Genomic DNA, 24,090 nt, shown 5'->3' with positions numbered 1-24,090 from the left:
GTGTCCGCGAATGATGTGCCAGATTTTGCCGAAATAAAACCGATGACAACTCGGTTGACTGATCAAAAGCCGAAAGACGACAAAACTGCCCGGTTTTCATCCTCGAGTTCAATGAATCGGAACATTACCTTGTGAGCGCCATCCGAGTTCGTAAGCCTTGCTTAAACAATCCGGTTGGGGGCCGGGGGTGGCCGCACTACTCCTCGTACCACCACACTTCGGGCATGTATTGCGGTCCGTCACCGTATATCGGCAGCGTGTCCGGGAATTTCAAAGTGCTGACATGGGCGATGCGCCCGATATCAAAGCTCCAGATTGGGATCACGTAACGGCCCGCTGTCAGAACGCGGTCCAACGCCCGTGTGGCTGCCACGAAGTCCTCTCGTGACTCCGAGGCGAGCATGGCATCAATCATTCCGTCCACGGCCGGTGATGCGACGCCCATCAGGTTGCGTGTTCCCGGGGCGTCCGCATTCTCGCTACCCCAATACAGGCGCTGCTCGTTTCCTGGTGACAGGGACATCGCGCGTCGGAATGGCGTGATATCAAAGTCCAGCTCGGCGGTGCGGCCGGTGTATTGCGCGTTGTCGACCTGTTCCGTCAGAACCTGAATGCCCAAGCGTTCAAGTGCGCGCGCATAGATTTCGACCGCAATCGCCATATCGGTGTCGCCTTGTTGCAGCAACACTGTCATCTTGAATGCTTCACCGTTCTGGTTTCGTAGAACACCGTCCTGTATGGTCCAACCAGCCTCGGCCAACAGCTTTGTGGCTTTGCGTATATTGGCCCGGTTTCGCGCCGATCCGTCCCCCGTAGGTGCGCCGTAGCCTTCCAACGTGCCGGGCAGCAGATCATCCGCGAAAGGCTGCAACAATTCTTCGACCCTGCCGGTTGCGGGACCGGGTTGCATGGCCAAGTCCGAGCCGGAAAAGTAAGATGTGATGCGCGGCTGCGCGCTGCCGGTAATCGTGTCGTTGATGAACTCAAAATTGAAGGCCAGAGTCAGGGCTTCGCGCACACGCCAGTCATCAAACGGTGCCTTGCGGGTGTTCATGACAAACCCGGTCATACCCGATGGTTTGCCATGGGGAATTTCCGTCTTGATCACATCCCCGCGTTGAATGGCCGGAAATCCGTATTGGTTGTCCCATTTATCTGCGTTGAATTCGCGCACTGCGGACAGTTCGCCGGCTTTGAACGCTTCGAACAGAACGGTTGCGTCACCATAGAACTCGATCCGCATTTCATCCAGATTCATGGTGCCGCGCCGGAATGGAATATCGGCCCCCCAATAGTCGGGGTTCCTGCGTAGGTTCACATAGCGACCGGCTTCGTAGCCATCGACAACATAGGGGCCGCTGCCAACCGGCACGTCTTGCAACTGACCGTCTGCGAAGTCTTTTCCGTCCCATTGCGACTTTTGCAGTATTGGGCGCAGACCTGCGATCAGCGCAAGTTCCCGATCAGGTTCGTTGAACGTGATACGAACCGAATGCGGGCCGGTTTGTTCGATGCTGTCGATCTTGCCCCACAACCCGCGATATCGCAGGTGACCTTCGGTGCCCAAGGTTTCATAAGACCAGATAACATCGTCGACCGTGACTGGGCTGCCGTCGGAGAACCGGGCCTCTTCCCGGAGGGTGAATTCAACCCAGGATCGGTCTGGCGCTGTCTCAACTGATTCGGCTAACAGACCGTAAAGAGTGAAAGGTTCGTCCCAGGATCGGCCCATCAGGCTTTCATGGGTCCAAAATCGCAATTGCCACGGCGAGGTGCCTTTTTGCAAAAACGGGTTCAAACTGTTAAAGCCGCCGGTGTTTCCGAAAACTACCTTTCCACCTTTGGGCGCATCTGGATTCGCGTAAGGCAGGGACACAAAATCCGGTGGTAGGGCCGGGTCACCATACATAGCTATGCCATGAGACGAATCTGCAAGGGCGAAAGACGACGCGAAAATGCAGGCGATTCCCGCTGCGACGGGGCGAAGAGGGCGTAGAAAATCCGGGCTCATTTTGGAAACAATCCTGCTCTGGCCTTATTTTGTTGGGATTAACCGTACCGATGATTTTTCTTATTATCAAACTTTTAGCTTGGACGAAGGCGCAGAATTGCTTATAAAGGTCGCACTGCTCGATAGGTTTCTTGCCTGTATGAAACCTGCCTCAATAACTTAACGCCCGCTTCGTGCGGGCGTTTTTTTTGGGCGCAAAGGATTTTGCAGTCGCGGCGTTGATCCCGGATGTTTCCCCGTTTTCTTTGCAGGTGCAGCATGGCATTGTGCGCATAGTCAAATGCTGTGGGAGAACGCTCATGACCCTGTCGGGCAAAACTGCAATCGTGACCGGATCGAATTCGGGGATCGGGCTTGGCGTCGCGCGCGAACTGGCCAAGGCCGGGGCGGATGTTGTCCTGAACTCGTTCACGGATCGCGATGAAGACCATGCGCTGGCCGCCGAGATCGCGGCGGAAACCAGCACCAATACGCGTTACATCAAAGCCGACATGTCCAAGGGCGACGAATGCCGGGCCCTGATTGAGACGGCCGGAGCTTGCGATATTCTGGTGAACAATGCGGGTATTCAGCATGTCTCGCCGATTGATCAGTTCCCGGTCGACAAATGGGACGCGATTATTGCGATCAACATGAGTTCGACCTTTCACACAACTGCTGCTGCATTGCCGATGATGCGCAGCGCAGGTTGGGGCCGGATTGTGAATATTGCCTCGGCGCACGGGCTGACAGCGTCCCCGTTTAAGTCAGCTTATGTGGCGGCCAAACACGGGGTGGTCGGGATGACCAAATCCGTGGCGCTGGAAACCGCTCGGGAACCGATCACATGCAACGCGATCTGCCCCGGCTATGTTCTGACGCCTTTGGTCGAGGCCCAGATTCCGGACACGATGAAAGAATACGACATGAGCCGCGAAGACGTGATCAAGAACGTCATGCTCGAGCGTCAGCCTTCAAAAGAGTTTGCGACCGTTGAGCAACTCGGTGGGACAGCCATTTTCCTGTGCTCAGATGCGGCGGCGCAGATCACGGGTACTACCATTTCTGTGGATGGTGGCTGGACGGCGCTTTAGGGTTTGTTTGGGCGTTGGGGTTTTCATGAAAGGGAAAACAACTGGATGAGAAAAACTGGATTTCGCTACTTCAAGTTGGTTGATGAGAATGCAGTTACTACACCATATTTGCAGTACTTCAGGATTTCTCATGAAGGTGCGATGTTAGAAGCCATTAATCACTATCCGTCTGCCTCACCGAAGAGAAGCTCCGGCCCTGAGGTCTTAAGTGTTGGCGAGGATAATCTTATAGGATCGTTGTCGATTGATCCCGAGCCTCCAGATGAGTTCGAAGAGGAATGGGATGGTGGATACTCGATAGAGATTTCACGAGATGAGTTTGATAAAGCTCTGGAAGCTGCTCTCGGTAATGAGTGACGGAGGCCGCAATTGAAAAAGATCAATCTGGCATTGCAGGGAGGCGGAGCACATGGGGCGTTCACTTGGGGTGTCCTGGATCGCCTTCTGGACGAAGAAGACATCGAGGTTGCGGCCATCACCGGAACTTCTGCCGGGGCGCTGAACGGCGCGGCGTTTAAGGCCGGTATGGTGCATGCGGGCCGTGACGGCGCCCGCGAGCAACTAGATGGGCTGTGGAAGCGCATGGGCGCGATTGGCGACATGCGCATGGCCAATTGGTTCCGCGGAATAGAGCCTGCGCAAATTGCACAAGCAATGGAATATTCAGTGCCGTATTCCATTGGGGATGCGTTGTCGCGCATGGTGTCGCCCTACGCCTATGGCCCGTTTTACAGCAACCCCTTGGAATCGGTAGTGGATCGGTTCAACTTCAGCGAAGTTTGCGCGGATCAGGGGCCAAGCCTGTTTGTATGTGCCACATGCGTGCGCAGCGGCAAGATTCGAATATTCACCGGGGACGAGATTTCAACGGATGCCATTCTGGCCTCAGCCTGTTTGCCCAGCCTGTTCAAAGCCGTTGAGATTTATGATCCCGCAACCGACCGGGCCGAGGCCTATTGGGACGGCGGGTATACTGGCAATCCGGCGCTGTACCCGTTGTTCAACAAAGCGTTTCCCGAAGATGTGGTGATCGTCAACATCAACCCGCTTGAGCGGGACGAGATACCGGTTACCCCGCAGCAGATCCAGAACAGGATCAATGAGATCAGCTTTAACTCTTCACTGTTTCGCGAATTGCGGGCGATCAACTTTGTTCAGCGACTGCTCGAGGATGGCAAGCTGAAACCGGGTGAGATGAGCCGTGTTCTGGTTCACATGATCGCTGACAACGAGCTGATGAACAGCTTGTCCGTGGCGACGAAAACAGTTCCAAATCCGGTGATCCTGCACAAGCTGAAGAAAGCCGGGCGCGAGGCTGCAGACGGGTTTCTGTCTCGCCACAAGGACGATCTTGGTCAGACCAGCACGGTGGATTTACCCGCGATGTTCGGGTGACTCTTCCGGCGGTTGCGTCGGATCCGCGCCGTTGGGATAGACCAGCCCAGCCGAAATCACCAATTTGGCGGCGTCTTCGATCGACATATCCAGCAAGATCACATCTTCGGCAGGAAAGAAGAGCAGGAATCCTGATGTTGGGTTGGGTGTTGTCGGCACAAAGACACTCAGCAAATCGCCACCGGTTTCCGTCTTCTGACTAACTTCACCTTTGGCTGTTGTTGAGACAAATCCAATCGCCCAAATCCCGCGCCGTGGGTACTGAATAAGGCAGGCCTTCTCGAATGACCGCTCGGTTTGCGCAAACACCGTTTCCGAGATCTGTTTGATGCCTGAATAGATGGATCGAACCACCGGCATCCGATTTACAACACGTTCACCAAAATGAATCAGTGACCGCCCCAGAATGCCCTTGGCCACCCAACCAACAAGCACTGTGAAGATCAGAAAGAAAACGACGCCAACGCCGCGCAGGTTGATGCCGACATATTGCTCGGGTCGGAACTGGTGTGGGATCAGCGGCAACACAGCGCTGTCGATCCAGCCGACGACAGACCAGATCAGCCAGATCGTCAGCCACACCGGCGCAATGACGACGATGCCCGTTAGAAAAGACGCACGGAACCGTGAGAATAGGCCAGGGCGGCGTTGGGGTTCTTCGTCGAAAGGTGTGTTCATTGCGGTTCCGAGTGGTTTGCAGATTTAGGTAGGCAATCCGCAGCCTTAGTGCAATAGGTCAGACTTACACGCCCTTCGCCAAAGCCTTGGCGATAGCGGCCGCCAGCCGGGCATTGTTGCGCACCAAAGCGATGTTAGCGGTCAATGAACGGCCTTCGGTTTTCTCGTAAATCCGCTGCAACAGGTAGGGCGTGACGGCCTTTCCGGTAATCCTGTGTGCGTCCGCATCAGCCTGAGCGGATGCAATGATCGGGGCTAATTCCTCGGCCGGAATTTGATCTGCGACCGGGATCGGGTTGGCGACCAACTGCCCGCCGGGCAGCCCAAGGGCGCGACGGGTGGCATGCGCCTGTGCGATGTCTTCTGCATTGTCCATGCGTAACGGGGCACTGTATGGCGATTTGGCGGACCAAAATGCTGGAAACGCGTCTTGACCGTGGGCAATGACTGGCACGCCCAATGTCTCCAGAACCTCAAGCGTTTTGGCAAGGTCAAGGATGGCTTTGGCGCCAGCAGCCACCACCGTGACCGGGGTTTGTCCCAATTCGTGCAGGTCAGCGGAAATATCAAATGACGTCTCCGCGCCCTGATGCACCCCACCGATGCCGCCAGTGGCAAACACCTCAATGCCTGCATAGTTGGCGGCAATCATAGTCGCCGCCACCGTGGTTGCGCCGGTGCCACCTGTAGACATGCAGGCCGCCATATCAGCGCGCGAAATTTTTACCACGCCTTGCGCCTGTCCAAGGGCCTTCAGTTCGTCTGCCTCAAGCCCCACATGCAGTTTGCCTTCGATCACCGCCATTGTGGCCGGAACAGCACCTGCATCACGGATGTCCTGTTCAACCTGTGCTGCGACTTCGATGTTCTGCGGGTAGGGCATGCCATGGGTTATGATGGTGCTTTCAAGCGCGACGATGGGCTGGCCTGCCTCTTTGGCGGTGCGGACCTCGGCGGAGTATTGAATGTCGATCACAGTGGGGTTTCTCCGGAAACATAAGTTGCGGCTGCATGCAGAGCGCGTTTGAGAGCCGTGTCGTTGTCTGCGCCACTGGCTTCGGCTGCGATGTGGGCTGCCATGAAAGTATCGCCAGCACCTGTCACACGCGTGACAAGGACGGATGGCGGGGTTTGTGTCAGAACGCCCGCGGCGGTTCCCACAGAGGCTGAATTGCCGCCGTCAGTGACCAGCACACGCAGCGCGCCACGGTCCAGCAAACCTTTGGCAGCACTTTCGGAATCCTCGAATTCGCGCTGACACAGCAGGCCGGCCTCTTCCAGGTTCACGTAAAGCGTGGCGCGGGCGTGTTTAAGGAACGGTTGCAGACGCTCGGCCTTGCCAGGTGAAGCAGGCGCTACACGCAGATCGGCGCGGGCAAAGGCCGGGCTTTGCGCAATCTCTTCCAGCAAGTCCAGTGTCAGGTTGCCGTCCAGTGCGATTGGGCCCTGGAAAGGCGTGTTCTCGTACCCCAAGGGCCCGTGCATCAATGGACGCAGGATCTTGGCGCCAGCAGCTTCCAATGAATGCGCGTCGGCAATTGCGGCGATCAGACCATTGGCGCCTTCGACGGCCATATAGCGGTCGGTAGGAAGGTCTTGGGATCGATAGATTTGGTCCGTGACCATGCCAAGTCGAGCGCACGAACGAACCAACTCGTCGCCTTCCGGGTCCCGGCCAATGGCGGTCAACAATGTCGGGGTCATGCCAAACCGGACCAATGTCATTGCGATGTTCATGGCCACGCCGCCGGGCAGGCGGGTAATCCGCCCAGGTACGTCTGATCCATGCCGCATGGCGCTGGCAGATCGTCCGATTACGTCCCACAGGACCGAGCCGATACACAGGATTTCGCTGTTCTGAGTCATCATGCTGTCATGCCGCAGCCCTGATGCCCGTGCAAGTGCGAACGTCGTCGCCTTTCGAGAATCCCGGTGGAGACCCGCCTGTGCGGCGCTTTGGGCTTGCGATCATTTTGTTTCGGAAAGACACTCGGGCTAAATGTTTGATGATTTGATTTGTAGCCCGGAGCGTTTCTTATGAGAGATGGTTTGATACCTGCCATCCTCTGCCATCTAAAAGTTCTGTTGTTGAGTTGTATGGCGGCGCTGACTCTGGCTCCAAGTTTTGTTTTCGCGCAATCTCCGGCACCGACTATTGTCGAGTTCTGGACCAAGTCAGACACCTTGTTTCTGGATATCAGCCTGAATGCCGAAGCGTTTCTGGCCGGAGTTGATCCGCAAAGCGCGACCGGTTTTGACAACAACCGTCACTACAAGGATTTGCGCCAATTGGTGTCGTCCGAGTTGGAGCCAAAGGTGAAAGCCTTTGCCAAACCGTGGATGCAGACCTTGCAGGTTGATATCGCAGGCCCGGTTGTTTTGTCTTACGAAGGCGTGAGTATCCCGGTTGTAGGGGATCCCCAAACGGTGCGGACTTCAAAGCTGTTGCTGACGGCGCCTCTGACAGACGGCGCATCCGGTTTTCGACTGACTTGGCCTGATGGTAGCGGGTCAGCGGTTATCAAGCAGCAGCGTGTCTCGGCCCCGTATACCGGGTACCTGACAGGCGGCCAAACGACTCCAGTGATTCCGCTTCAGGGTGGCGCGGCCCTGACCACCGAACAAACCCTGCAGACATTCCTTCCGAAAGGTCTCTCTCAGGTTCTAACCAGCGGCCCCAAACCGATTTTGCTTGTGCTTACGCTGGTGTTTCTGTCGCTGAACTTGCGCCCGTTTTTGATGCAACTGCTGTTCTTCTCACTGGGTATCTTGCTTGGATTGAGTGCCGGAGCTTTCGACGCCGTGAGTATTTCTTCGACAGCTGCATCGCAATCATTGGCATTTGCAATCGCTGGTCTGGCGGTATGGAACTTGATCTCTCGGCGGCTGCAGATCCTGCGTGTGATTGCCGTTTTTGCAGCCGGATTGCTTCAGGGTCTGGTGTGGACCTTTGCCCTGACCGAGATTGGTGTGCCACCCAACCATCTACCCCCGGCGATATTGGGGTTTGCGGGCGGGATCGTTTTGGCGCTGTGCGCTGTTGCCTTTGCCGCCTTTGCGGCGTCTGTGGTGATCACCGGTGGATTGCACAGGCTGCAGGGCCGGGTTTCGATCCTGGCCTCGATGGTAATTGCAGTTGCTGGTGTGTTTTTGACAGTCGAACCCTGGCTGTTTGGCTAGGGCATGTTTGCCAGCAGGGTGTTCAAAGCCCCCGAGGGATCATCGCTGGACCAGATCTCATCCCCGATGCCAAAGAAATCGGTGCACGGGCTAAGATCGCGGATCAATTCGGGGGTCAACCCGCCCTCGGCCACAACCGGAACTTCGATCATCTCGGACCACCACTGAAACAGGTCTTTTTCGGCCAGCGTACCATCACCCAGCGAAGATTCTCCCACCGGACCAAAAGCCACATAATCCACACCGGCTTCTCCTGCCGTCATGCCGTCATGGCTGGAGGTGCCACAAAAGCTGCCAACGATGGCATCTGGACCCAATTCCTTACGGGCAGCGCGGACAGATCGCGCCGCATCGTCCAAATGCACCCCATCCAGGCCAAGCTTTTGCGCCAGTAAGACATGGTTCGAGATCACCAATGCCACGTCGCGCGCATGGGCGACCTCACGACAGGCGTCGGTAGAACGGGAAATGGTGTCTTCGTCGTTGCCCGCCAAAGCCAACCGGATGCAGGCGATGTCAGCGCCATCCAGAACGCGCGCCAACTGGTCCGGAAACGTGCTGAGCGCAACGGTTGGCGGTGTAATCAGGTAAATCTGCGGCTGCTCGGGGGTGTCCATTGGCGCGTCCTTGGCTGTCAGTCTTTGGCGCGGTTTAGCGGATTGCGACGGGGAAGCAAACTTTTATGCCTGCGGCCGCGGGATTTGGCGGTCAGGATGGCTTGCCCTGTGGTGTTGACGGGATTAGAGCAGGCGGAACTTTTGGAGTGAGTGATGCCCAGCGACAGATCCCAGCCAGCATTCGTGCTTGTACGCCCACAAATGGGCGAAAACATCGGCGCCGCGGCGCGGGCGATGTGGAACTTTGGTCTGGATCGGATGCGCATCGTGGCCCCGCGGGATGGATGGCCGAACCCCAAGGCGGTGGCCATGTCCAGCGGTGCGGGCCGTCTATTGGACGAAGCGCAGCTGTTTGATGATCTGTCTGGGGCACTGGGCGATCGCACTTATGTTTTCGCTACAACTGCCCGCCAGCGGGGGTTGACCAAACCGGTTTTCAGCCCGGAACGCGCCATGCAAATCGCCGCTGAAAAAGTTTCGGCGGGCGAGAAAGTGGCGGTCTTGTTTGGCCCCGAACGGGCCGGGTTGGAAAACGAGGATATCGCCAAGGCCAACGCCATCATCTCGGTTCCTGTGAATCCAGAATATGCCTCGCTGAACCTGGGGCAATGTGTGTTGCTGACCGCCTATGAATGGATGCGGCAGTCCGGCGATGTGGTGCACGAGACCACTGATCTGGGCAAGGGCGACTGGGCCACCGGGATCGAGGTTGAAAAACTGGTCGAGCATTACGAGGATCGTTTGAACGAGGCCGGGTTCTTCTATCCCCCCGAAAAAGCCGAAGGCATGAAGGTCAACCTGCGCAATCTGTGGTCACGGATGCGGATGACTCGAGCCGATGTACAGATGCTGCACGGCGTGATGCGGCAGATGGTCCGCTGGAAGGACAGGGGCTGAGGCTGGACCTTGGTGCCCCATGGCCCTAGCTTGCGACAAAATCCAAGACACATGAGAACGGCATGAGCAGTAAGCGCAGCATCTTCGAAGACGTCTCAGACACAGAAAAACAGCGGGCGGTTCAGCCTGGCATGATCGACAAAGGGCGCGGCGGTGCGCGTGGGGCCATTCGGACCTGGCTGACGATCCTGTTTGCCTTGGTTGTTGTGATGATCGCCGTGGGTGGCCTGACCCGTCTGACGGACAGCGGTCTGTCGATCACCGAATGGCGTCCAATCACCGGCGCCATCCCTCCGATGTCCGAGGCCACTTGGCAGTCTGAATTCGACAAATACAAAGAAATCGACCAGTGGCGCATTCAGAACCAGTGGATGGAGCTGGCAGATTTTAAAACCATCTATTGGTGGGAATGGGGCCATCGCCAATTGGGCCGTGTGATCGGCCTGGTTTGGGCTATCGGCTTCCTCGGCTTTCTGATCGCACGGAAAATTCCAACTGGATGGACCGGCAAACTGCTGATCCCCGGAGCTCTGGGTGGTGTGCAGGGTGCTGTCGGTTGGTGGATGGTCGCCTCGGGCGTGACGCAGGGCGAGGGGATGACGGCTGTGGCCAGCTATCGTCTGGCCACGCATCTGGGTCTGGCCTTTGTCATTCTTGGTTTTCTGGCATGGTACATCTTTGAACTGGGTCGCGAAGAACGCGACCTGATGCAGGCCCGCCGCGCGAAAGAGGCCAAACTCTTCTCTCTGTCCACCGGTCTGATGCATTTCGCCTTTTTACAAATACTCATTGGCGCGCTCGTTGCCGGGATCGACGCCGGACGGTCTTACACCGATTGGCCGTTGATCGGGGGGCAAATCCTGCCACCCGATGCGACGATGCTGGAACCGATGTGGCGTAACTTTTTTGAAAGCCCCGGTCTGGTGCAGTTTATCCACCGTTGTGCCGGGTATTTGCTGTTTGCCTTCGGTGTTGTGGTCTGGCGGCGCGGCAGTTCCAGCTCCCATCCGCAAACACGTTTTGCCTTCAACGCGGCCTTTGCGGCCCTGTCGCTGCAAGTCGTGGTCGGGATTCTGACCGTTGTGTATGGCGCACCTTGGCAGATTGCCATTTTCCACCAATTCCTTGCGGTTGTCGTCTGGACGCTGATCCTGCGCGCACGGTTCCTGACCGCTTATCCCATCGCAACTTCGCTTCGTGGAGCATAACCTGATGACTGCATTTGATGACCTGATGGCGTATCAACGCGAAACCTCGGCGCTTGGGCAGATTGCCGGACGGCTGGGCTGGGATCAGGAAACTGTGATGCCGCGCGGCGCAGCCCCTCAGCGCGCAGAAGAGATGGCCGCGATCGAGGCCGTGCTGCACGCGCGACGGTCCGACCCGCGCGTGGCAGAGTGGCTGGAACAGGCCGAACCGACATGCGAAGCCGGTCACGCGCAATTGCGCGAAATCCGACGGTCCTATGAGCGTACGGTCAAAGTGCCCGCCGATCTGGCCAAGGCCATTGCGCGGGTCACATCGGCTGCGCAAGGCAAATGGGCTCAGGCGCGCGCGAACGAAGATGTCGCCGCTTTCTTGCCGGTGTTGGAAGAGGTTGTTGCACTCAAACGTGAAGAAGGCGCAGCGCTGGCGCAGGGCGGCAATATCTACGATGCAATGGTCGAGGATTATGAGCCCTATACGACCGGCGGACAGATCGCGGATATCTTTGATCAGATGCGCCCTCGGTTGGTTGCGTTGCGAGCCGCTGTTCTGGACAAGCCAGTGCCGCAAGCGCTGCAAGGGTCGTTTGATGAATTGGATCAGATGCGTCTGTCTCAAAAGCTGGCAGTAGCCTTTGGCTATGATCTGGATCGGGGCCGGGTGGACAAGGCCGTGCACCCGTTCAGCTCGGGCAGTGGGTCCGATGTGCGGATCACCACAAGAACCAGTGCGACAGATCCATTCAACTGTTTCTACTCCACCATCCACGAGGTCGGCCACGCGGCCTATGAACAGGGTATCGACCCGACCTATGCGCTGACGCCGTTGGGCAGCGGCGTGTCGATGGGCGTCCATGAAAGCCAAAGCCGGATCTACGAAAATCAACTTGGCCGCTCGCGTGCCTTTACCGGCTGGCTATACGGACAAATGAATGAGGCATTCGGTGATTTCGGCATCGCAGACGCCGATGCTTTCTATGCAACGGTGAACCGGGTCCATAACGGCTATATCCGGACCGAGGCGGATGAGGTGCAATACAACCTGCACATCATGCTGCGCTTTGATCTGGAACGCGCCCTGATGGTCGGCGATCTGCCGGTCAGCGATCTGGAAGCTGCCTGGAATGATCGGTTCGAGGCTGATTTTGGCTATGCTGTCGACAAACCGTCGAACGGGTGCTTGCAGGATGTGCATTGGTCGGTCGGCTTGTTCGGCTATTTCCCAACCTATTCGCTGGGCAATGTCTACGCCGGGTGCTTATATCAGACCTTGTCTGATGCACTGCCACAGTTGAATGAACAGCTTGCCGCAGGCGACACCACGGGCGCAACAAGCTGGCTGCGTGAAAACGTACAGCGCTTTGGTGGGTTATACGCGCCGCGCGACGTCATCCAGCGCGCCAGCGGGGTTGAACCGGGACCAGAACCGTTGCTTGCCTACCTGGAACAGAAATTTGGGGGGCTTTACGGGCTGTAAGGCTCGTCTCGTTGCGTCACATCCACGTGTTTTCAGCTTGGGTTCCAACGGAATGCGAATAGGGTGATCCCAAACGGAGGGATCACCTTGTCCTTTGATACACATGTGAAATCTCGGCTGGCTGTGGCGCTGACAAGTCGACAACTTCTGCGCATCCGAAGGATTTTCCATGAGGGAAGGCGGCAAGTTCTGCGCCAACCCCATGTAGTGCACTACTTTCACGATGCGGCAGACCCCTATTGTCATTTGACCGCGCAGGTATTGCAGCGATTTCAGGACAGGTATCGGGTTTTTGTGCGCCCTTACTTGATCTCTGGACCGCCCGAAGATGCCGTGCCAGACCCTGTGGCACATCATAGAAATGCGCTGAACGATTCGAGGAACCTGGCCCGGAAACTCGGCCTGGCGGAACCTTCGGCGACCGGACCAGACCGTCATGCGGTGTCTCAGGCGGAACAAGCTCTGGCAGCAAAGCTTGAGGACGGAGAGTTCCTGCTCGGCGTTTCTGACATCAGCCGCAAGCTTTGGACAGGTGCAGAGTTTTCCAAAGGGAAAGGAACCGACCCGTCATCCGCCAAGGCAAGGGGGGATCATCAATTATCCTCGTTCGGGCACTATATAGGCGGCACGTTTTACTATGGTGGTGAATGGTACTGGGGGGTTGATCGACTCCACTATCTTGAAGACCGTTTGCAGAACGCCGGGCTTGGGGCTGATCTGCCGCCACTGATTCCGGTGCCAGACCTGCAGGATAACCATGCTGAAGGGCAGGCGATCGAATTCTTCTTTTCGTTTCGCAGCCCTTATTCATATCTCGCATTTGATCGTGTTTGGGAGCTGGCCCGGCGCAGTGGCGCGGATTTGGTTCTGCGCCCGGTTCTGCCAATGCTGATGCGTGGGTTGCCTGTTCCCAAGGCCAAGTCTTCCTACATTCTGCTTGATTGCGCTCGCGAAGCCAGACGATTGGGGGTGCCGTTTGGCCGTATTTGCGACCCGCTTGGGGAAGGGGTTGAGCGTGGGTATGCGCTGCTGGATCATGCCCATGCGCAAGGGCGAATGGTCGAATACTGCTCGGCGTTTTTGCGCGGGGTCTGGTCGCAGGGGTTGGATGCCTCGACGAATAATGGGTTGGCACAAATTGTTGGGCAGGCTGGACTAGATTGGAACATCGCCCGGCAAGAGCTAACCACACAGAACTGGCGCGCGCGTGTTGAGCAGAACCAGGACAGGTTGCAGGAGATCGGGTTGTGGGGCGTTCCCAGCTTTCGCGTATCCGGACAAAGCATCTGGGGCCAAGACCGTCTTTGGGCCGTTGAGGATGCGCTTGTGAGTTGACCGGCAAAAGGCGCCGCATATGGGAACGCGACGCCATTGTTTCATGATTGCAAAGCTATTTAGACTTCAGGTTCGTCATCCTCACCCTGATCGGCGATCCAGGCTACGCTGACGACTTCTTCGCCCTTGCCGGTGTTGAAGACCTTTACGCCCCCCGCAGACCGAGACCGGAACGAGATTCCGTCGACCGGAACGCGGATCGATTGGCCTTTGGAGGTCGCCAACATGATCTGATCATCGATCTCAACCGGGAAGGAAGCAACCAGTTCGCCACCACGCATAGCTTTGTCCATCGCGGTGACACCCATGCCACCGCGACCGCGGACGGGGTAATCGTGGCTGGAACTCAGCTTGCCCGCACCGCCGGACGTAATGGTCAGGATCAAGTTTTCTACTGCTGACATTTCGGCGTATTTTTCCTGGCTGAAGTCGCTGCTTGCGGCGGCGTCTTCGTCCTCACCTGAGTCTTCGTCCGTCAATCCGGCAACGGCGCGTCGCATCTTCAGATAGGCGGCTCGATCCTCGGGCGTGGCTTCGAAATGACGGATCACCGACATTGATACGACGCGATCGCCATTGGACAGCTTGATGCCACGAACGCCGGTGGATTCGCGCGAGTTGAAGACCCGCACATCCGTGGTGCGGAAGCGAATGGCACGCCCAGAATTTGTCACCAGCATCACATCTTCATCTTCCGAGCAGATGCGGGCGTTTACCAGCTCTACATCCTCGGGCAGTTTCATCGCGATTTTGCCGTTGCGGCGGACATTCGTGAAGTCTGACAGACGGTTGCGGCGGACATCGCCGGCGCTGGTGGCAAAGACGATCTGCAGATTCTCCCATTCTTCATCCGGCACATCCACCGGCATGATTGCAGCGATGGAAACACCGGTTGGGATCGGCAGGATGTTGACGATCGCCTTGCCCTTGCCCGTCCGGCCGGACTGCGGCAAGCGCCACGTCTTGAGCTTGTAGACCATCCCATCCGTGGTGAAGAACAACAGCTGCGTATGGGTGTTGGCCACGAAGAGGTTCGTGACGACGTCCTCTTCTTTGGTCTGCATCCCGGACAAACCCTTGCCGCCCCGCTTTTGCGCGCGGAAATCGGCCAGTGGGGTACGTTTGATGTAGCCGCCTGAGGTGATGGTGACGACCATGTCTTCACGCTCGATCAGGTCCTCGTCGTCCATGTCGCCGGACCAATCGACGATTTCGGTGCGACGGGGCACGGCAAACCGTTCGCGAACCTCACGCAGTTCGTCCCCGATGATCGACATGATGCGTTCGCGAGATCCCAGAATTTCAAGGTATTCCTTGATTTTGCCCGCCAGTTCTTCCAACTCGTCGGTGACTTCCTTGACACCAATCTGAGTCAGGCGTTGCAGGCGCAGTTCCAGAATGGCGCGGGCCTGGGTTTCAGACAAGTTATAGGTACCGTCGTCATTCGCCGTATGGGTCGGATCATCAATCAGGGCAATGTATTCCAGGATCGGCTGGGCAGGCCAACGGCGCGTCATCAGTTTTTCGCGAGCTTCAGACGCGTCAGCCGATTGGCGGATAGTGGTAACGATTTCATCGATATTGGTGACGGCAACGGCCAGTCCACACAGAATATGGCTGCGTTCACGCGCCTTGCGCAGTAGATGCGCGGTACGACGGGCCACAACGTCTTCGCGAAAGTCGATAAACGAGGTCAGGAACCGGCGCAGAGTCAGTTGTTCCGGACGGCCACCATTGAGCGCCAGCATGTTGCAGCCGAAATAGGTTTGCATCGGCGAAAAGCGGAACAGCTGGTTCAGAACTACTTCGGGCGTCGCATCACGCTTTAGTTCCACAACGACGCGCACGCCGTTACGGTCAGATTCGTCCTGAACATGGGCCACGCCTTCGATCCGCTTTTCACGTACCGCTTCGGCGATTTTTTCGATCATCGCAGCTTTGTTGACCTGATACGGGATCTCATCGACAACAATCGCGTACCGATCCTTGCGGATCTCTTCGACGCGCGTTTTTGAACGGATGATGACGCTGCCGCGGCCTTCCAGATAAGCCTTCCGCGCGCCCGAGCGGCCGAGCATCACACCACCGGTTGGGAAGTCGGGGCCGGGGACGTAGTCGATGAGCTGTTCGGATGTCAGATCCGGATCGTCGATCAAGGCCAGTGTTGCATCAACCACTTCGCCCAGATTGTGCGGCGGGATGTTCGTCGCCATACCGACGGCGATACCACCGGCGCCATTGACCAGCATGTTCGGGAAGCGCGCGGGCAGGACCGTCGGCTCTTTGTCCTTGCCGTCATAATTGTCCTGAAAATCGACCGTCTCTTTTTCGATATCGGCCAGAAGGGACGCGGCCGGTTTGTCCATGCGCACTTCGGTATAGCGCATCGCCGCCGGATTATCGCCGTCCATCGAGCCAAAGTTGCCCTGACCATCCAAGAGCGGCAGTGACATCGAGAAATCCTGCGCCATCCGCACCAGCGCGTCATAGATCGCGCCATCACCATGTGGATGGTATTTACCCATCACATCGCCAACCGGCCGGGCCGATTTGCGGTACGACTTGTCATGCGTATTCCCCGTCTCATGCATCGCGTAAAGAATACGGCGATGCACTGGCTTCAAACCGTCCCGCAAGTCGGGAATCGCACGCGACACGATGACTGACATCGCGTAGTCCAGATACGACGTGCGCATTTCGGATTCGATTGAAACCGTCGGGCCATCGTATACGGGGCGCTCGGGTGGGGTTTCGTCCATGTTTTCAGGGATTTCTGGCGTATCGCTCACGTAAACTGCCCGCTTATTGTTCTGGGACTATATCTTGTGGATGCACCTTATCAGACCCGGCACATAAGGTGCAAGCAAGCAACCGGTTTGACCCTACATTGCTGACCTCACGCGTAAGTAACATATTGTTATTATACGAATTAGAAAGAATTCGTGGTACGCTGAAGAGACCTTGCAAGAAATGAGAGGTCTGAATGGAGCAAAGCGAAACAGAATTGATGCTAAAGGGATATGGGCTGACGACAGCGGAATTCTTCTACCATATGCCCGACTACATCCACGTCTTGAACACGTTCATCTGGCAGGATTATGATCTTGCCCCGGACCATCCCAAGCTTTTTGAATTCATCGAATACTGGCAGCGCGAAATCGATGGGCCGCTGCATTCGGTGAAGTTTTCGCATCGAAAGATGATTGCGCCGGGTGAATGGCGCAATGTGGTGGGCGAATTCAGAGTTAACTGACGGTCAGCCCGAACAACTGGCCCCGCCCAAAACACAGAACTTGGCGCAATGCGGATGGTTCAGGTGCACATCCGCCTCGGCTTCGGCCAGGGTGGTGCCCAGTTCGAATTCCGGTGAGTACGGCAACAAAGTGCAGGCAAGAACTGCGGGGCGGTCTGCGCCTTTGCGTTTAACGACCATTCTGGCGCTTGCGCACATGATGGAGGTCGGAGATTTGTTGAGAATGCCCCAGCAGGCAGTTGTAATCTCAGGTACTTCGACCGTCTCATCCATTTCCGGGAACAAAACCGTCTGACCCGGGTTGTGCGCGTCGATGTCGAAGCCATTTTCGGCAAAGAAAGCAGCGTAGCCTTTGCGGCTTTCAATGTCCGTATCACCCCATACTGTCCGTCCGGCCACAGCCATTTTGAACCCGTTGTCGCGCAGCCATTCCATACCGGTCAGCGTCTTTGAAAAACTGCCTTTTCCGCGTTCTTCGTCATGCAGTTCGGGGCGGTAATGATCGACGGAAATGCGCAGTGTTAACTTGTCGTTATAGTCCTTTTGCAGGTCCAATAATCCATCGCGCATCTTTCGGCGCATCATGGGCAGCATTGCGTTTGTCAGAATCAGAACCTCGTGCCCGCGTTCCAGCGCGGCGCGTGTGATTTCGATCATCTCGGGGTTCATGAAGGGCTCGCCACCTGTAAACCCGATTTCTCGGATCGGCCAGTTCCGCTCTTCGATCTGATTGAGGTAGTCGGTGACCTCCTGTGTGGAGATGTAAACCAAAGCATCATTGGTCGGGCTGCTTTCGATATAGCAGTTTACACATTCAATGTTGCACAGGGTGCCGGTGTTGAACCAAAGCGTCTCGGGGTTTGTCAGTGCAACCGATGCTCGGGTCTGACCATCCGCCGTCACCAATTTGTTCTGAAACTTGCCGATATTCGCAAGTTGAGGGGCGTTGTCTTTCATTCCGGGATCCGGTTCTTGTAACTGGTTGAACAGACTTAGCTGTTTGTTTCGGACTAAGTAAGGGCAGCGTACCGGTTCTGACAGAGTTTTGATGAGCAAAAGAAATACGTAGATGGTGGCGCTAACATTGGACATGCGGATAGGGGCAAGGTAAGGACAACACATGGTTTCTCGCGTCATACCTGTTGACCCATTTGATCTGGTCATTTTCGGCGGCACCGGTGATCTGGCGCAACGCAAAATTCTGCCTGCGTTGTTTCGCAGGTACTGTGCAGGCCAATGGCCCGCCGATGTGCAAATCATTGGGGCCGCACGGGGCGATCACAGCCCGGATAAGTTCCGCGAGATCGTCGCGAAGTCGTTGCACCAACATGTGCCAAACCGATCGAAAGACACTGAAACACTCAGTGAGTTTCTGAAGCGCATTGATTACGTTCCGCTGGATGCAAAGTCGGACAATGGATGGGCGAGCCTGGCAGCGCGTTTGAAAGACAACCGCATCCGGGCCTTCTATTTCTCGGTTGGTCCCAGTTTGTTTGGCCCTTTGGCAGAACGGATCAGAACGCATGACATGGTCACAAGACACACCAGAATTGTAGTCGAAAAACCATTTGGGCATGACCTGGACAGCGCACGCGCCCTGAATGCGACTTTGGCTGCTCATTTCGACGAAGGGCAGATCTATCGCATTGATCACTACCTTGGGAAAGAAACCGTCCAGAACCTAATGGCTGTGCGATTTGGCAACATGCTGTTCGAGCCACTGTGGAACAGCCAATACGTGGACCACATCCAGATTACGGTAGCAGAAACTGTAGGTATCGATGGGCGTGAAGAATACTATGAACGTTCGGGCGCGATGCGGGACATGGTGCAGAACCACCTGATGCAATTGCTGTGTCTGATCGCGATGGAGCCGCCAGCGAAATTTGATCCCGATGCGGTTCGGGACGAAAAACTGAAAGTGATCCGTGCGCTGGACCCGGTTGAACCGCATCACATTGTGCGTGGACAATTTGCCGCCGGGCTGGATGGGCTTGGCTATCGTGAGGTTGTCGGCAATCCGCGCTCAACCACCGAAAGCTATGTGGCACTAAAAACCCATATCAGCAATTGGCGGTGGGCTGGTACACCGTTTTACTTGCGCACGGGCAAACGGTTGGTGGCCCGATCTTCGGTCATAAACGTGATGTTCAAGGACGCGCCGCACTCGATCTTTGGGGAAGAGGCGGGCCGCCACGCCAATGCGTTGTCTATTCGCTTGCAACCAAATGAGGGGATCACCCTCAAAGTGACGATCAAAGAGCCGGGGCCGGGCGGCATGCGCCTGATCGACGTACCGCTGGACATGAGCTTTGCCGAAGCTTTGGGCCCCGAAAACCAGGACCCACCAGACGCCTATGAACGCCTTGTCATGGATGTGATCCGCGGCAACCAAACCTTGTTCATGCGCGGTGATGAGGTGGAGGCCGCCTGGGCCTGGACCGATCCCGTCATTGCTGGCTGGCAAGCGCGTGGTGATGTGCCCAAACCTTATGAAAGCGGCAGCACAGGCCCCGGCGACGCCGAGCTGCTGATGAAACGTGACGGTCGCCTCTGGCAAGGAATAAAGCCATGAAAATCAAAGATTATGCTGACCGGGACATGCTTGCCATCAATGTGGCAAACCAACTGGCAGGAGAGCTTGAGGCCGCGCTGCTGCATGATGAAACGGTTGCGTTGGCGGTTCCGGGCGGGACGACGCCAGGCCCCGTGTTTGACGTTTTGTGTGCGGCGGATCTGGAGTGGGACCGGGTGCGTGTTTTACCTACAGACGAGCGTTGTGTTCCAGCCAATCATGAGCGGTCGAACGAGCGATTGATCCGCGATCGTCTGCTGACAAACCGTGCCTCGGTCGCGCAATATGTGCCGCTTTATGTGCCCGGTACCAATCCCGATGCGGCCTTGCCCGAAATCGAATCCCTGATTGCCCCGATCCTGCCGCTCTCGGTGCTGGTGCTGGGTATGGGAGAGGACATGCATACGGCGTCTCTGTTCCCGGGAATGGACGGGCTGGAAGCCGCGTTGGACAGCCACGCGCCGACCCTGGCCGTAGCCCGGACCGAGGTGCAGCCCGAACCCCGCATTACGCTGTCCGCGCCTGTGTTGGACGGGGCGCTATCCAAGCATCTGATCATCTTTGGGGCTGCAAAGCGCGAGTCACTGGAACGGGCGATGTCTCTGCCACCTGAAGAGGCGCCGATCGCTGCGGTGACAAGCGGTCTGACAGTGCACTGGGCGGAGTGAGAATATGGAATTGAACACGTTGAAATCGCTGGCTTCGTCACAGAAAGACCGCCGCATTCTGGATCTGTTCGGTGCCGATCCGGACCGCGCTCAAGGTTTCTCGGCCTCCACGGGCGATCTGTTGTTCGACTATTCGAAAACCCAGATTGATCAGGATGTCCGTTCGGGCCTTGTTCAGTTGTGCGAAGAAGCCGATCTGGCGGGTCGACGTGCTGCGATGTTTGCCGGTGAAAAGATCAACGAAACCGAAGGTCGTGCGGTATTGCATACCGCGCTGCGCAATCTCGACGGAGGGTCGGTCACAGCTGATGGGCAAGATGTCATGCCCGACGTCCTTGAGACGCTTCAGGGCATGCGCGTGTTTGCCGAACAAGTGCGCGGCGGAACACTAGCCGGGGCAGGGGGCAGCTTTACCGACGTTGTGAACATTGGCATCGGCGGCTCTGATCTTGGGCCGGTCATGGCGACCCACGCGCTAGCGCCATATCACGATGGCCCGCGGCTGCACTATGTCTCTAACGTTGATGGGGCACATATTGCGGACACGTTGCGCCAGTTGGACCCGACACGAACGCTGGTGATTGTGGCGTCCAAAACCTTCACAACCATTGAAACCATGACCAATGCGCGCACGGCCCGCGCCTGGATGACCGATGGCGGAGGGGATTCGGCCAAGCAGTTCGCAGCCGTTTCCAGCTCATTGGATAAAACGCAGGCCTTTGGCATCCCGGAAGACCGCGTCTTTGGTTTTGCCGACTGGGTCGGCGGGCGGTATTCGGTTTGGGGCCCTGTGGGTCTGCCGGTGATGATAGCCATTGGGTCCAACGCGTTCGATGCCTTTTTGCGCGGCGGACAGGCGATGGATTTGCATTTTCGATCTGCCGAGTGGGCGGAGAACCTGCCAGTAATGCTCGCACTGGTCGGCATCTGGCACCGTCGGGTTCTGGGCCACGCCAGCCGAGCAGTTTTGCCATATGATCAGCGTTTGCTGCGGCTGCCGGCCTATTTTCAACAGCTGGAAATGGAATCAAATGGCAAATCCGTTGCCATGGACGGTAGTTCTTTGACCGTTCCGTCCGGCCCGGTTGTTTGGGGAGAGCCCGGTACGAACGGGCAACACGCTTTCTATCAGTTGATCCATCAAGGAACCGATGTGATTCCCTGTGAATTCATGGTCGCTGCCGAAGGTCACGAGCCAGAGCTGGCCCATCACCACCGACTTTTGCTGGCCAATTGCCTGGCACAATCTGAGGCCCTGATGCGGGGCCGTTCGCTGGACGAAGCTCGCGCGCGTATGGCCAAGACTGGCCTGGAAGGCAATGAATTGGAAAGACAATCCCGCCATCGCGTCTTCCCCGGAAACCGTCCCTCAACCACATTGATCTATCCGAAGCTTACTCCTTTTGTTCTTGGTCAGATCATCGCGCTGTATGAACACCGGGTATTCGTCGAAGGTGTTTTGTTGGGGATCAACTCGTTTGACCAATGGGGCGTCGAGCTGGGCAAGGAATTGGCAACCTCACTTGGTCCGATTGTTGAGGGGGACGAGGCCCCCGACGGCAAAGACGGGTCCACCGCTGCTTTGGTCGGCTATGCCCTGAAGCACCGTGATTAGTAGCCAAAATCGCAACCTATCGTGACAGCAAGCTGCATTCTTTTATTGTCAGACAATTAAATGATTGGCAGGGTTCTTCCCGAGGAAACGTGTTGATTGACGCGTAGGACAACGCCCCTACGTGTCGATGACAGACATAAAAGGTCGCGGCCACAAAAGGTCGCCCCGACAAAATGGGGAGGATGTCCATGCTGGGACAGATGATGACGCAGCCCTTGCTGATCTCGTCGCTAATCGATCATGCCGAACGCTACCATGGCGAGGCCGAAATCATTTCGGTTGAAACAGACGGCACGGTTACGCAAACCAATTGGTCCGAGATTGCAAAAAACGCGCGGCGATTGGCATCTGCACTGACCAACCTCGGTTTGGAGCCGCAGGACAGAATCGGCACCTTAGCCTGGAACAACAGGCGCCATCTTGAGATCTACTATGCGACGTCGGGTGCAGGATATGTGTGCCACACGGTCAACCCGCGCCTTTTCCCCGAGCAACTGACCTACATCATCAACCACGCGCAGGATCGTGTGCTATTTTTTGATGCAACGTTTATCCCGCTGGTCGCTGCGCTGCATGAGAAACTGACCGAAGTTCGACATTTCGTGCTGATGGGTCCTCGGAACGAGGATGTTGCGGCGCAAATCCCCGGCGTTAAATTCTATGATGAACTTATCGAAGCCGGCGATGCGGGATTTGAATGGCCCAGCTTTGATGAAAACACTGCGTCCAGCTTATGTTACACCTCGGGCACAACGGGCAATCCTAAGGGCGTGTTGTATTCTCACCGATCGACTGTTTTGCACAGCTTCGGGTCGAACACACGCGATGTCATAGGGTATTCGGCAATGGACGTGGTCATGCCGGTTGTGCCGATGTTCCATGTGAATGCGTGGGGCTCTCCCTATGCCTGTGCAATGTCGGGCTCTCGGATGGTGTTGCCGGGGCCGGATCTGCATGGCGAAGCGTTGGTCAATCTGATCGACACCTATGGTGTTACTTTGGCCATGGGCGTGCCAACGATCTGGCAGGGCCTGCTGGCGCATGCGGCGAAATCAGGCAGCACTCTGACCAGCCTTGAACGCACGGTGATCGGAGGTGCGGCCTGTCCGCCGTCAATGATCGAAACTTTCCGTGAAACCTATGGCGTCGACACGGTTCATGCCTGGGGCATGAGTGAGATGAGCCCTTTGGGCACCACCAACAACCCGTTGGCGAAGCACCGAAATCTGTCGATTGAGGCTCAGCACAAACAGCGAGAAAATCAGGGACGTCCACCATATGGGGTCGAGCTGAAGATCGTTGATGACGATGGAAACGACTTGCCTCATGACGGTGAAACCCAGGGGGATCTGATGGTGCGCGGCCATTGGGTGCTGGACAGCTATTTCCAGCTTCAGGATCAGGGACTGCTGCAGGATGGCTGGTTCGCCACGGGGGATGTGGCCACATTGGATCCGGACGGCTACATGACGATCCGCGATCGCTCCAAGGACATCATCAAATCGGGGGGTGAGTGGATCAGTTCGGTCGAGCTGGAAAACATCGCCGTCGCGAATCCCAAACTGGCGACGGCAGCCGTTGTTGGTGTGCCGCATCCAAAATGGGATGAACGCCCGTTGCTGGTGGCTGTCAAAGCCGAAGGCGAAAACCCCACCGAAAAAGAGCTGCTGGCCTTCTTCGACGGTAAGATCGCCAAATGGCAAATCCCCGACAAAGTGGTGTTCGTCGATGCATTGCCACTCAATGCCACTGGAAAAGTGCTGAAACGTAACCTGCGTGCAGATTTCGAAAGCACCCTGACGGGCGAAGCTTGAAACAAGGGGAAATTGGCTCCGGCGGTAGGGATCGAACCTACGACCAATTGATTAACAGTCAACTGCTCTACCGCTGAGCTACGCCGGAACGGTTCGCGCCGTATAGCAATCAGATTTCACGACGTCCAGAGGGCGGTGTTAAGTTTTTTCAACGAAAGAACCTGACCGTGCCGAAGACGCAGAAATACGGCCGAATGCAGGTACGTGTCTGAGGGAAAAATGGCTCCGGCGGTAGGGATCGAACCTACGACCAATTGATTAACAGTCAACTGCTCTACCGCTGAGCTACGCCGGAAC

Annotated in this window: 21 protein-coding genes and 2 tRNA genes; 14 read left to right on the top strand and 9 right to left on the bottom strand. The window is 56.7% G+C overall.

Translation table 11 applies throughout. The features are described from left to right. Positions 1-196: 196 nt before the first annotated feature. Positions 197-2,011, bottom strand: coding sequence for an extracellular solute-binding protein (locus tag Q1B13_RS02785; protein ID WP_299075662.1), 1,815 nt, complete (start codon positions 2,009-2,011; stop codon positions 197-199). Between Q1B13_RS02785 and Q1B13_RS02780 the strand changes: the two genes are divergently transcribed. From Q1B13_RS02780 to Q1B13_RS02765, 4 genes are all read left to right on the top strand, one after another. Then, on the top strand, positions 1,956-2,174 hold the full coding sequence (locus tag Q1B13_RS02780) for a hypothetical protein (RefSeq protein ID WP_299076658.1): 219 nt from the start codon (positions 1,956-1,958) through the stop codon (positions 2,172-2,174). The two genes, Q1B13_RS02785 and Q1B13_RS02780, sit on opposite strands and share 56 nt — an antisense overlap. A gap of 136 nt (positions 2,175-2,310) precedes the next feature. Continuing rightward, complete coding sequence (locus Q1B13_RS02775) at positions 2,311-3,084, top strand: 3-hydroxybutyrate dehydrogenase (RefSeq protein ID WP_299075660.1); 774 nt, start codon at positions 2,311-2,313, stop codon at positions 3,082-3,084. A 45-nt stretch (positions 3,085-3,129) separates the two neighbouring features. Continuing rightward, positions 3,130-3,441, top strand: coding sequence for a hypothetical protein (locus Q1B13_RS02770; RefSeq protein WP_299075657.1), 312 nt, complete (start codon positions 3,130-3,132; stop codon positions 3,439-3,441). A gap of 12 nt (positions 3,442-3,453) precedes the next feature. After that, positions 3,454-4,479, top strand: a complete 1,026-nt coding sequence (locus Q1B13_RS02765; protein ID WP_299075654.1) for a patatin-like phospholipase family protein — start codon at positions 3,454-3,456, stop codon at positions 4,477-4,479. Here Q1B13_RS02765 and Q1B13_RS02760 read toward each other — a convergent pair. The 3 genes from Q1B13_RS02760 to Q1B13_RS02750 form a co-directional block, all read right to left on the bottom strand. Then, positions 4,459-5,157, bottom strand: a complete 699-nt coding sequence (locus tag Q1B13_RS02760; RefSeq protein WP_299075652.1) for a DUF502 domain-containing protein — start codon at positions 5,155-5,157, stop codon at positions 4,459-4,461. The two genes, Q1B13_RS02765 and Q1B13_RS02760, sit on opposite strands and share 21 nt — an antisense overlap. 64 nt (positions 5,158-5,221) lie before the next feature. Further along, positions 5,222-6,133: a pseudouridine-5'-phosphate glycosidase gene (locus Q1B13_RS02755; RefSeq protein ID WP_299075650.1), complete on the bottom strand. Its 912-nt coding sequence runs from the start codon at positions 6,131-6,133 to the stop codon at positions 5,222-5,224. Beyond that, positions 6,130-7,023 carry a PfkB family carbohydrate kinase gene (locus Q1B13_RS02750; protein WP_299075649.1) on the bottom strand — a complete coding sequence of 298 codons (894 nt, stop codon included), beginning with the start codon at positions 7,021-7,023 and terminating at the stop codon, positions 6,130-6,132. The genes Q1B13_RS02755 and Q1B13_RS02750 overlap by 4 nt, the downstream gene beginning before the upstream one ends. 171 nt (positions 7,024-7,194) lie before the next feature. Between Q1B13_RS02750 and Q1B13_RS02745 the strand changes: the two genes are divergently transcribed. Continuing rightward, positions 7,195-8,337, top strand: a complete 1,143-nt coding sequence (locus Q1B13_RS02745) for a HupE/UreJ family protein (protein ID WP_299075648.1) — start codon at positions 7,195-7,197, stop codon at positions 8,335-8,337. On the opposite strand, the gene Q1B13_RS02740 is transcribed toward Q1B13_RS02745, so the two are convergent. Further along, the gene (locus Q1B13_RS02740) at positions 8,334-8,954 is read right to left on the bottom strand and encodes a thiamine phosphate synthase (protein ID WP_299075645.1); all 621 of its coding nucleotides are present in this window, start codon (positions 8,952-8,954) and stop codon (positions 8,334-8,336) included. The two genes, Q1B13_RS02745 and Q1B13_RS02740, sit on opposite strands and share 4 nt — an antisense overlap. A gap of 153 nt (positions 8,955-9,107) precedes the next feature. Between Q1B13_RS02740 and Q1B13_RS02735 the strand changes: the two genes are divergently transcribed. From Q1B13_RS02735 to Q1B13_RS02720, 4 genes are all read left to right on the top strand, one after another. Next, a complete protein-coding gene (locus Q1B13_RS02735; protein WP_299075643.1) occupies positions 9,108-9,851 on the top strand; it encodes an RNA methyltransferase in 744 nt (247 codons plus the stop codon). A gap of 62 nt (positions 9,852-9,913) precedes the next feature. Further along, the gene (ctaA, locus tag Q1B13_RS02730; RefSeq protein WP_299075640.1) at positions 9,914-11,059 is read left to right on the top strand and encodes a heme A synthase; all 1,146 of its coding nucleotides are present in this window, start codon (positions 9,914-9,916) and stop codon (positions 11,057-11,059) included. A 4-nt stretch (positions 11,060-11,063) separates the two neighbouring features. Then, positions 11,064-12,533, top strand: coding sequence for a carboxypeptidase M32 (locus tag Q1B13_RS02725; RefSeq protein WP_299075637.1), 1,470 nt, complete (start codon positions 11,064-11,066; stop codon positions 12,531-12,533). A gap of 87 nt (positions 12,534-12,620) precedes the next feature. Then, entirely contained in the window at positions 12,621-13,868 is a 1,248-nt protein-coding gene (locus Q1B13_RS02720) for a DsbA family protein (RefSeq protein WP_299075634.1), read from the top strand. Positions 13,869-13,927: 59 nt separating this feature from the next. Here Q1B13_RS02720 and gyrA read toward each other — a convergent pair whose 3' ends face one another. Further along, entirely contained in the window at positions 13,928-16,657 is a 2,730-nt protein-coding gene (gene gyrA, locus Q1B13_RS02715) for a DNA gyrase subunit A (RefSeq protein WP_299075631.1), read from the bottom strand. A gap of 194 nt (positions 16,658-16,851) precedes the next feature. Between gyrA and Q1B13_RS02710 the strand changes: the two genes are divergently transcribed. After that, positions 16,852-17,121, top strand: coding sequence for an usg protein (locus Q1B13_RS02710; protein ID WP_298934899.1), 270 nt, complete (start codon positions 16,852-16,854; stop codon positions 17,119-17,121). Between the two features lie 3 nt (positions 17,122-17,124). Here Q1B13_RS02710 and Q1B13_RS02705 read toward each other — a convergent pair whose 3' ends face one another. Next, the gene (locus Q1B13_RS02705) at positions 17,125-18,078 is read right to left on the bottom strand and encodes a radical SAM protein (protein WP_299075628.1); all 954 of its coding nucleotides are present in this window, start codon (positions 18,076-18,078) and stop codon (positions 17,125-17,127) included. A 163-nt stretch (positions 18,079-18,241) separates the two neighbouring features. Here Q1B13_RS02705 and zwf point away from each other — a divergent pair, with 163 nt between their 5' ends. The 4 genes from zwf (at position 18,242) to Q1B13_RS02685 (ending at position 23,793) form a co-directional block, all read left to right on the top strand. Continuing rightward, positions 18,242-19,696 carry a glucose-6-phosphate dehydrogenase gene (gene zwf / locus Q1B13_RS02700; RefSeq protein WP_298934901.1) on the top strand — a complete coding sequence of 485 codons (1,455 nt, stop codon included), beginning with the start codon at positions 18,242-18,244 and terminating at the stop codon, positions 19,694-19,696. Then, the gene (gene pgl, locus Q1B13_RS02695) at positions 19,693-20,364 is read left to right on the top strand and encodes a 6-phosphogluconolactonase (protein WP_298934902.1); all 672 of its coding nucleotides are present in this window, start codon (positions 19,693-19,695) and stop codon (positions 20,362-20,364) included. Before zwf ends, pgl begins: the two co-directional genes overlap by 4 nt. A gap of 4 nt (positions 20,365-20,368) precedes the next feature. Then, positions 20,369-21,979, top strand: a complete 1,611-nt coding sequence (gene pgi / locus Q1B13_RS02690; protein ID WP_299075625.1) for a glucose-6-phosphate isomerase — start codon at positions 20,369-20,371, stop codon at positions 21,977-21,979. 188 nt (positions 21,980-22,167) lie between these two features. Next, positions 22,168-23,793: a long-chain-fatty-acid--CoA ligase gene (locus tag Q1B13_RS02685; RefSeq protein ID WP_299075620.1), complete on the top strand. Its 1,626-nt coding sequence runs from the start codon at positions 22,168-22,170 to the stop codon at positions 23,791-23,793. A 13-nt stretch (positions 23,794-23,806) separates the two neighbouring features. Here Q1B13_RS02685 and Q1B13_RS02680 read toward each other — a convergent pair. Beyond that, positions 23,807-23,881 (bottom strand) — tRNA-Asn (locus Q1B13_RS02680). A 132-nt stretch (positions 23,882-24,013) separates the two neighbouring features. After that, positions 24,014-24,088, bottom strand: a tRNA-Asn gene (locus Q1B13_RS02675). Positions 24,089-24,090 lie beyond the last annotated feature (2 nt).

Origin of the sequence: uncultured Ruegeria sp. (assembly GCF_947489545.1) — a bacterium.
Lineage (GTDB): Bacteria > Pseudomonadota > Alphaproteobacteria > Rhodobacterales > Rhodobacteraceae > Ruegeria.
Note: the sequence above shows the minus strand (reverse complement) of the source record. Positions and strands in the feature narration are given on the sequence as shown.

Bases quoted from the DNA above. Each gene is read 5' to 3' on its own strand.
- Q1B13_RS02780 (WP_299076658.1), top strand. From the start codon at position 1,956: ATGCAGGCGATTCCCGCTGCGACGGGGCGAAGAGGGCGTAGAAAATCC.
- Q1B13_RS02785 (WP_299075662.1), bottom strand. From the start codon at position 2,011: ATGAGCCCGGATTTTCTACGCCCTCTTCGCCCCGTCGCAGCGGGAATC.
- Q1B13_RS02775 (WP_299075660.1), top strand. From the start codon at position 2,311: ATGACCCTGTCGGGCAAAACTGCAATCGTGACCGGATCGAATTCGGGG.
- Q1B13_RS02770 (WP_299075657.1), top strand. From the start codon at position 3,130: ATGAGAAAAACTGGATTTCGCTACTTCAAGTTGGTTGATGAGAATGCA.
- Q1B13_RS02760 (WP_299075652.1), bottom strand. From the start codon at position 5,157: ATGAACACACCTTTCGACGAAGAACCCCAACGCCGCCCTGGCCTATTC.
- Q1B13_RS02750 (WP_299075649.1), bottom strand. From the start codon at position 7,023: ATGACTCAGAACAGCGAAATCCTGTGTATCGGCTCGGTCCTGTGGGAC.
- Q1B13_RS02745 (WP_299075648.1), top strand. From the start codon at position 7,195: ATGAGAGATGGTTTGATACCTGCCATCCTCTGCCATCTAAAAGTTCTG.
- Q1B13_RS02740 (WP_299075645.1), bottom strand. From the start codon at position 8,954: ATGGACACCCCCGAGCAGCCGCAGATTTACCTGATTACACCGCCAACC.
- Q1B13_RS02735 (WP_299075643.1), top strand. From the start codon at position 9,108: ATGCCCAGCGACAGATCCCAGCCAGCATTCGTGCTTGTACGCCCACAA.
- ctaA (WP_299075640.1), top strand. From the start codon at position 9,914: ATGAGCAGTAAGCGCAGCATCTTCGAAGACGTCTCAGACACAGAAAAA.
- Q1B13_RS02725 (WP_299075637.1), top strand. From the start codon at position 11,064: ATGACTGCATTTGATGACCTGATGGCGTATCAACGCGAAACCTCGGCG.
- Q1B13_RS02710 (WP_298934899.1), top strand. From the start codon at position 16,852: ATGGAGCAAAGCGAAACAGAATTGATGCTAAAGGGATATGGGCTGACG.
- Q1B13_RS02705 (WP_299075628.1), bottom strand. From the start codon at position 18,078: ATGAAAGACAACGCCCCTCAACTTGCGAATATCGGCAAGTTTCAGAAC.
- zwf (WP_298934901.1), top strand. From the start codon at position 18,242: ATGGTTTCTCGCGTCATACCTGTTGACCCATTTGATCTGGTCATTTTC.
- pgl (WP_298934902.1), top strand. From the start codon at position 19,693: ATGAAAATCAAAGATTATGCTGACCGGGACATGCTTGCCATCAATGTG.
- pgi (WP_299075625.1), top strand. From the start codon at position 20,369: ATGGAATTGAACACGTTGAAATCGCTGGCTTCGTCACAGAAAGACCGC.
- Q1B13_RS02685 (WP_299075620.1), top strand. From the start codon at position 22,168: ATGCTGGGACAGATGATGACGCAGCCCTTGCTGATCTCGTCGCTAATC.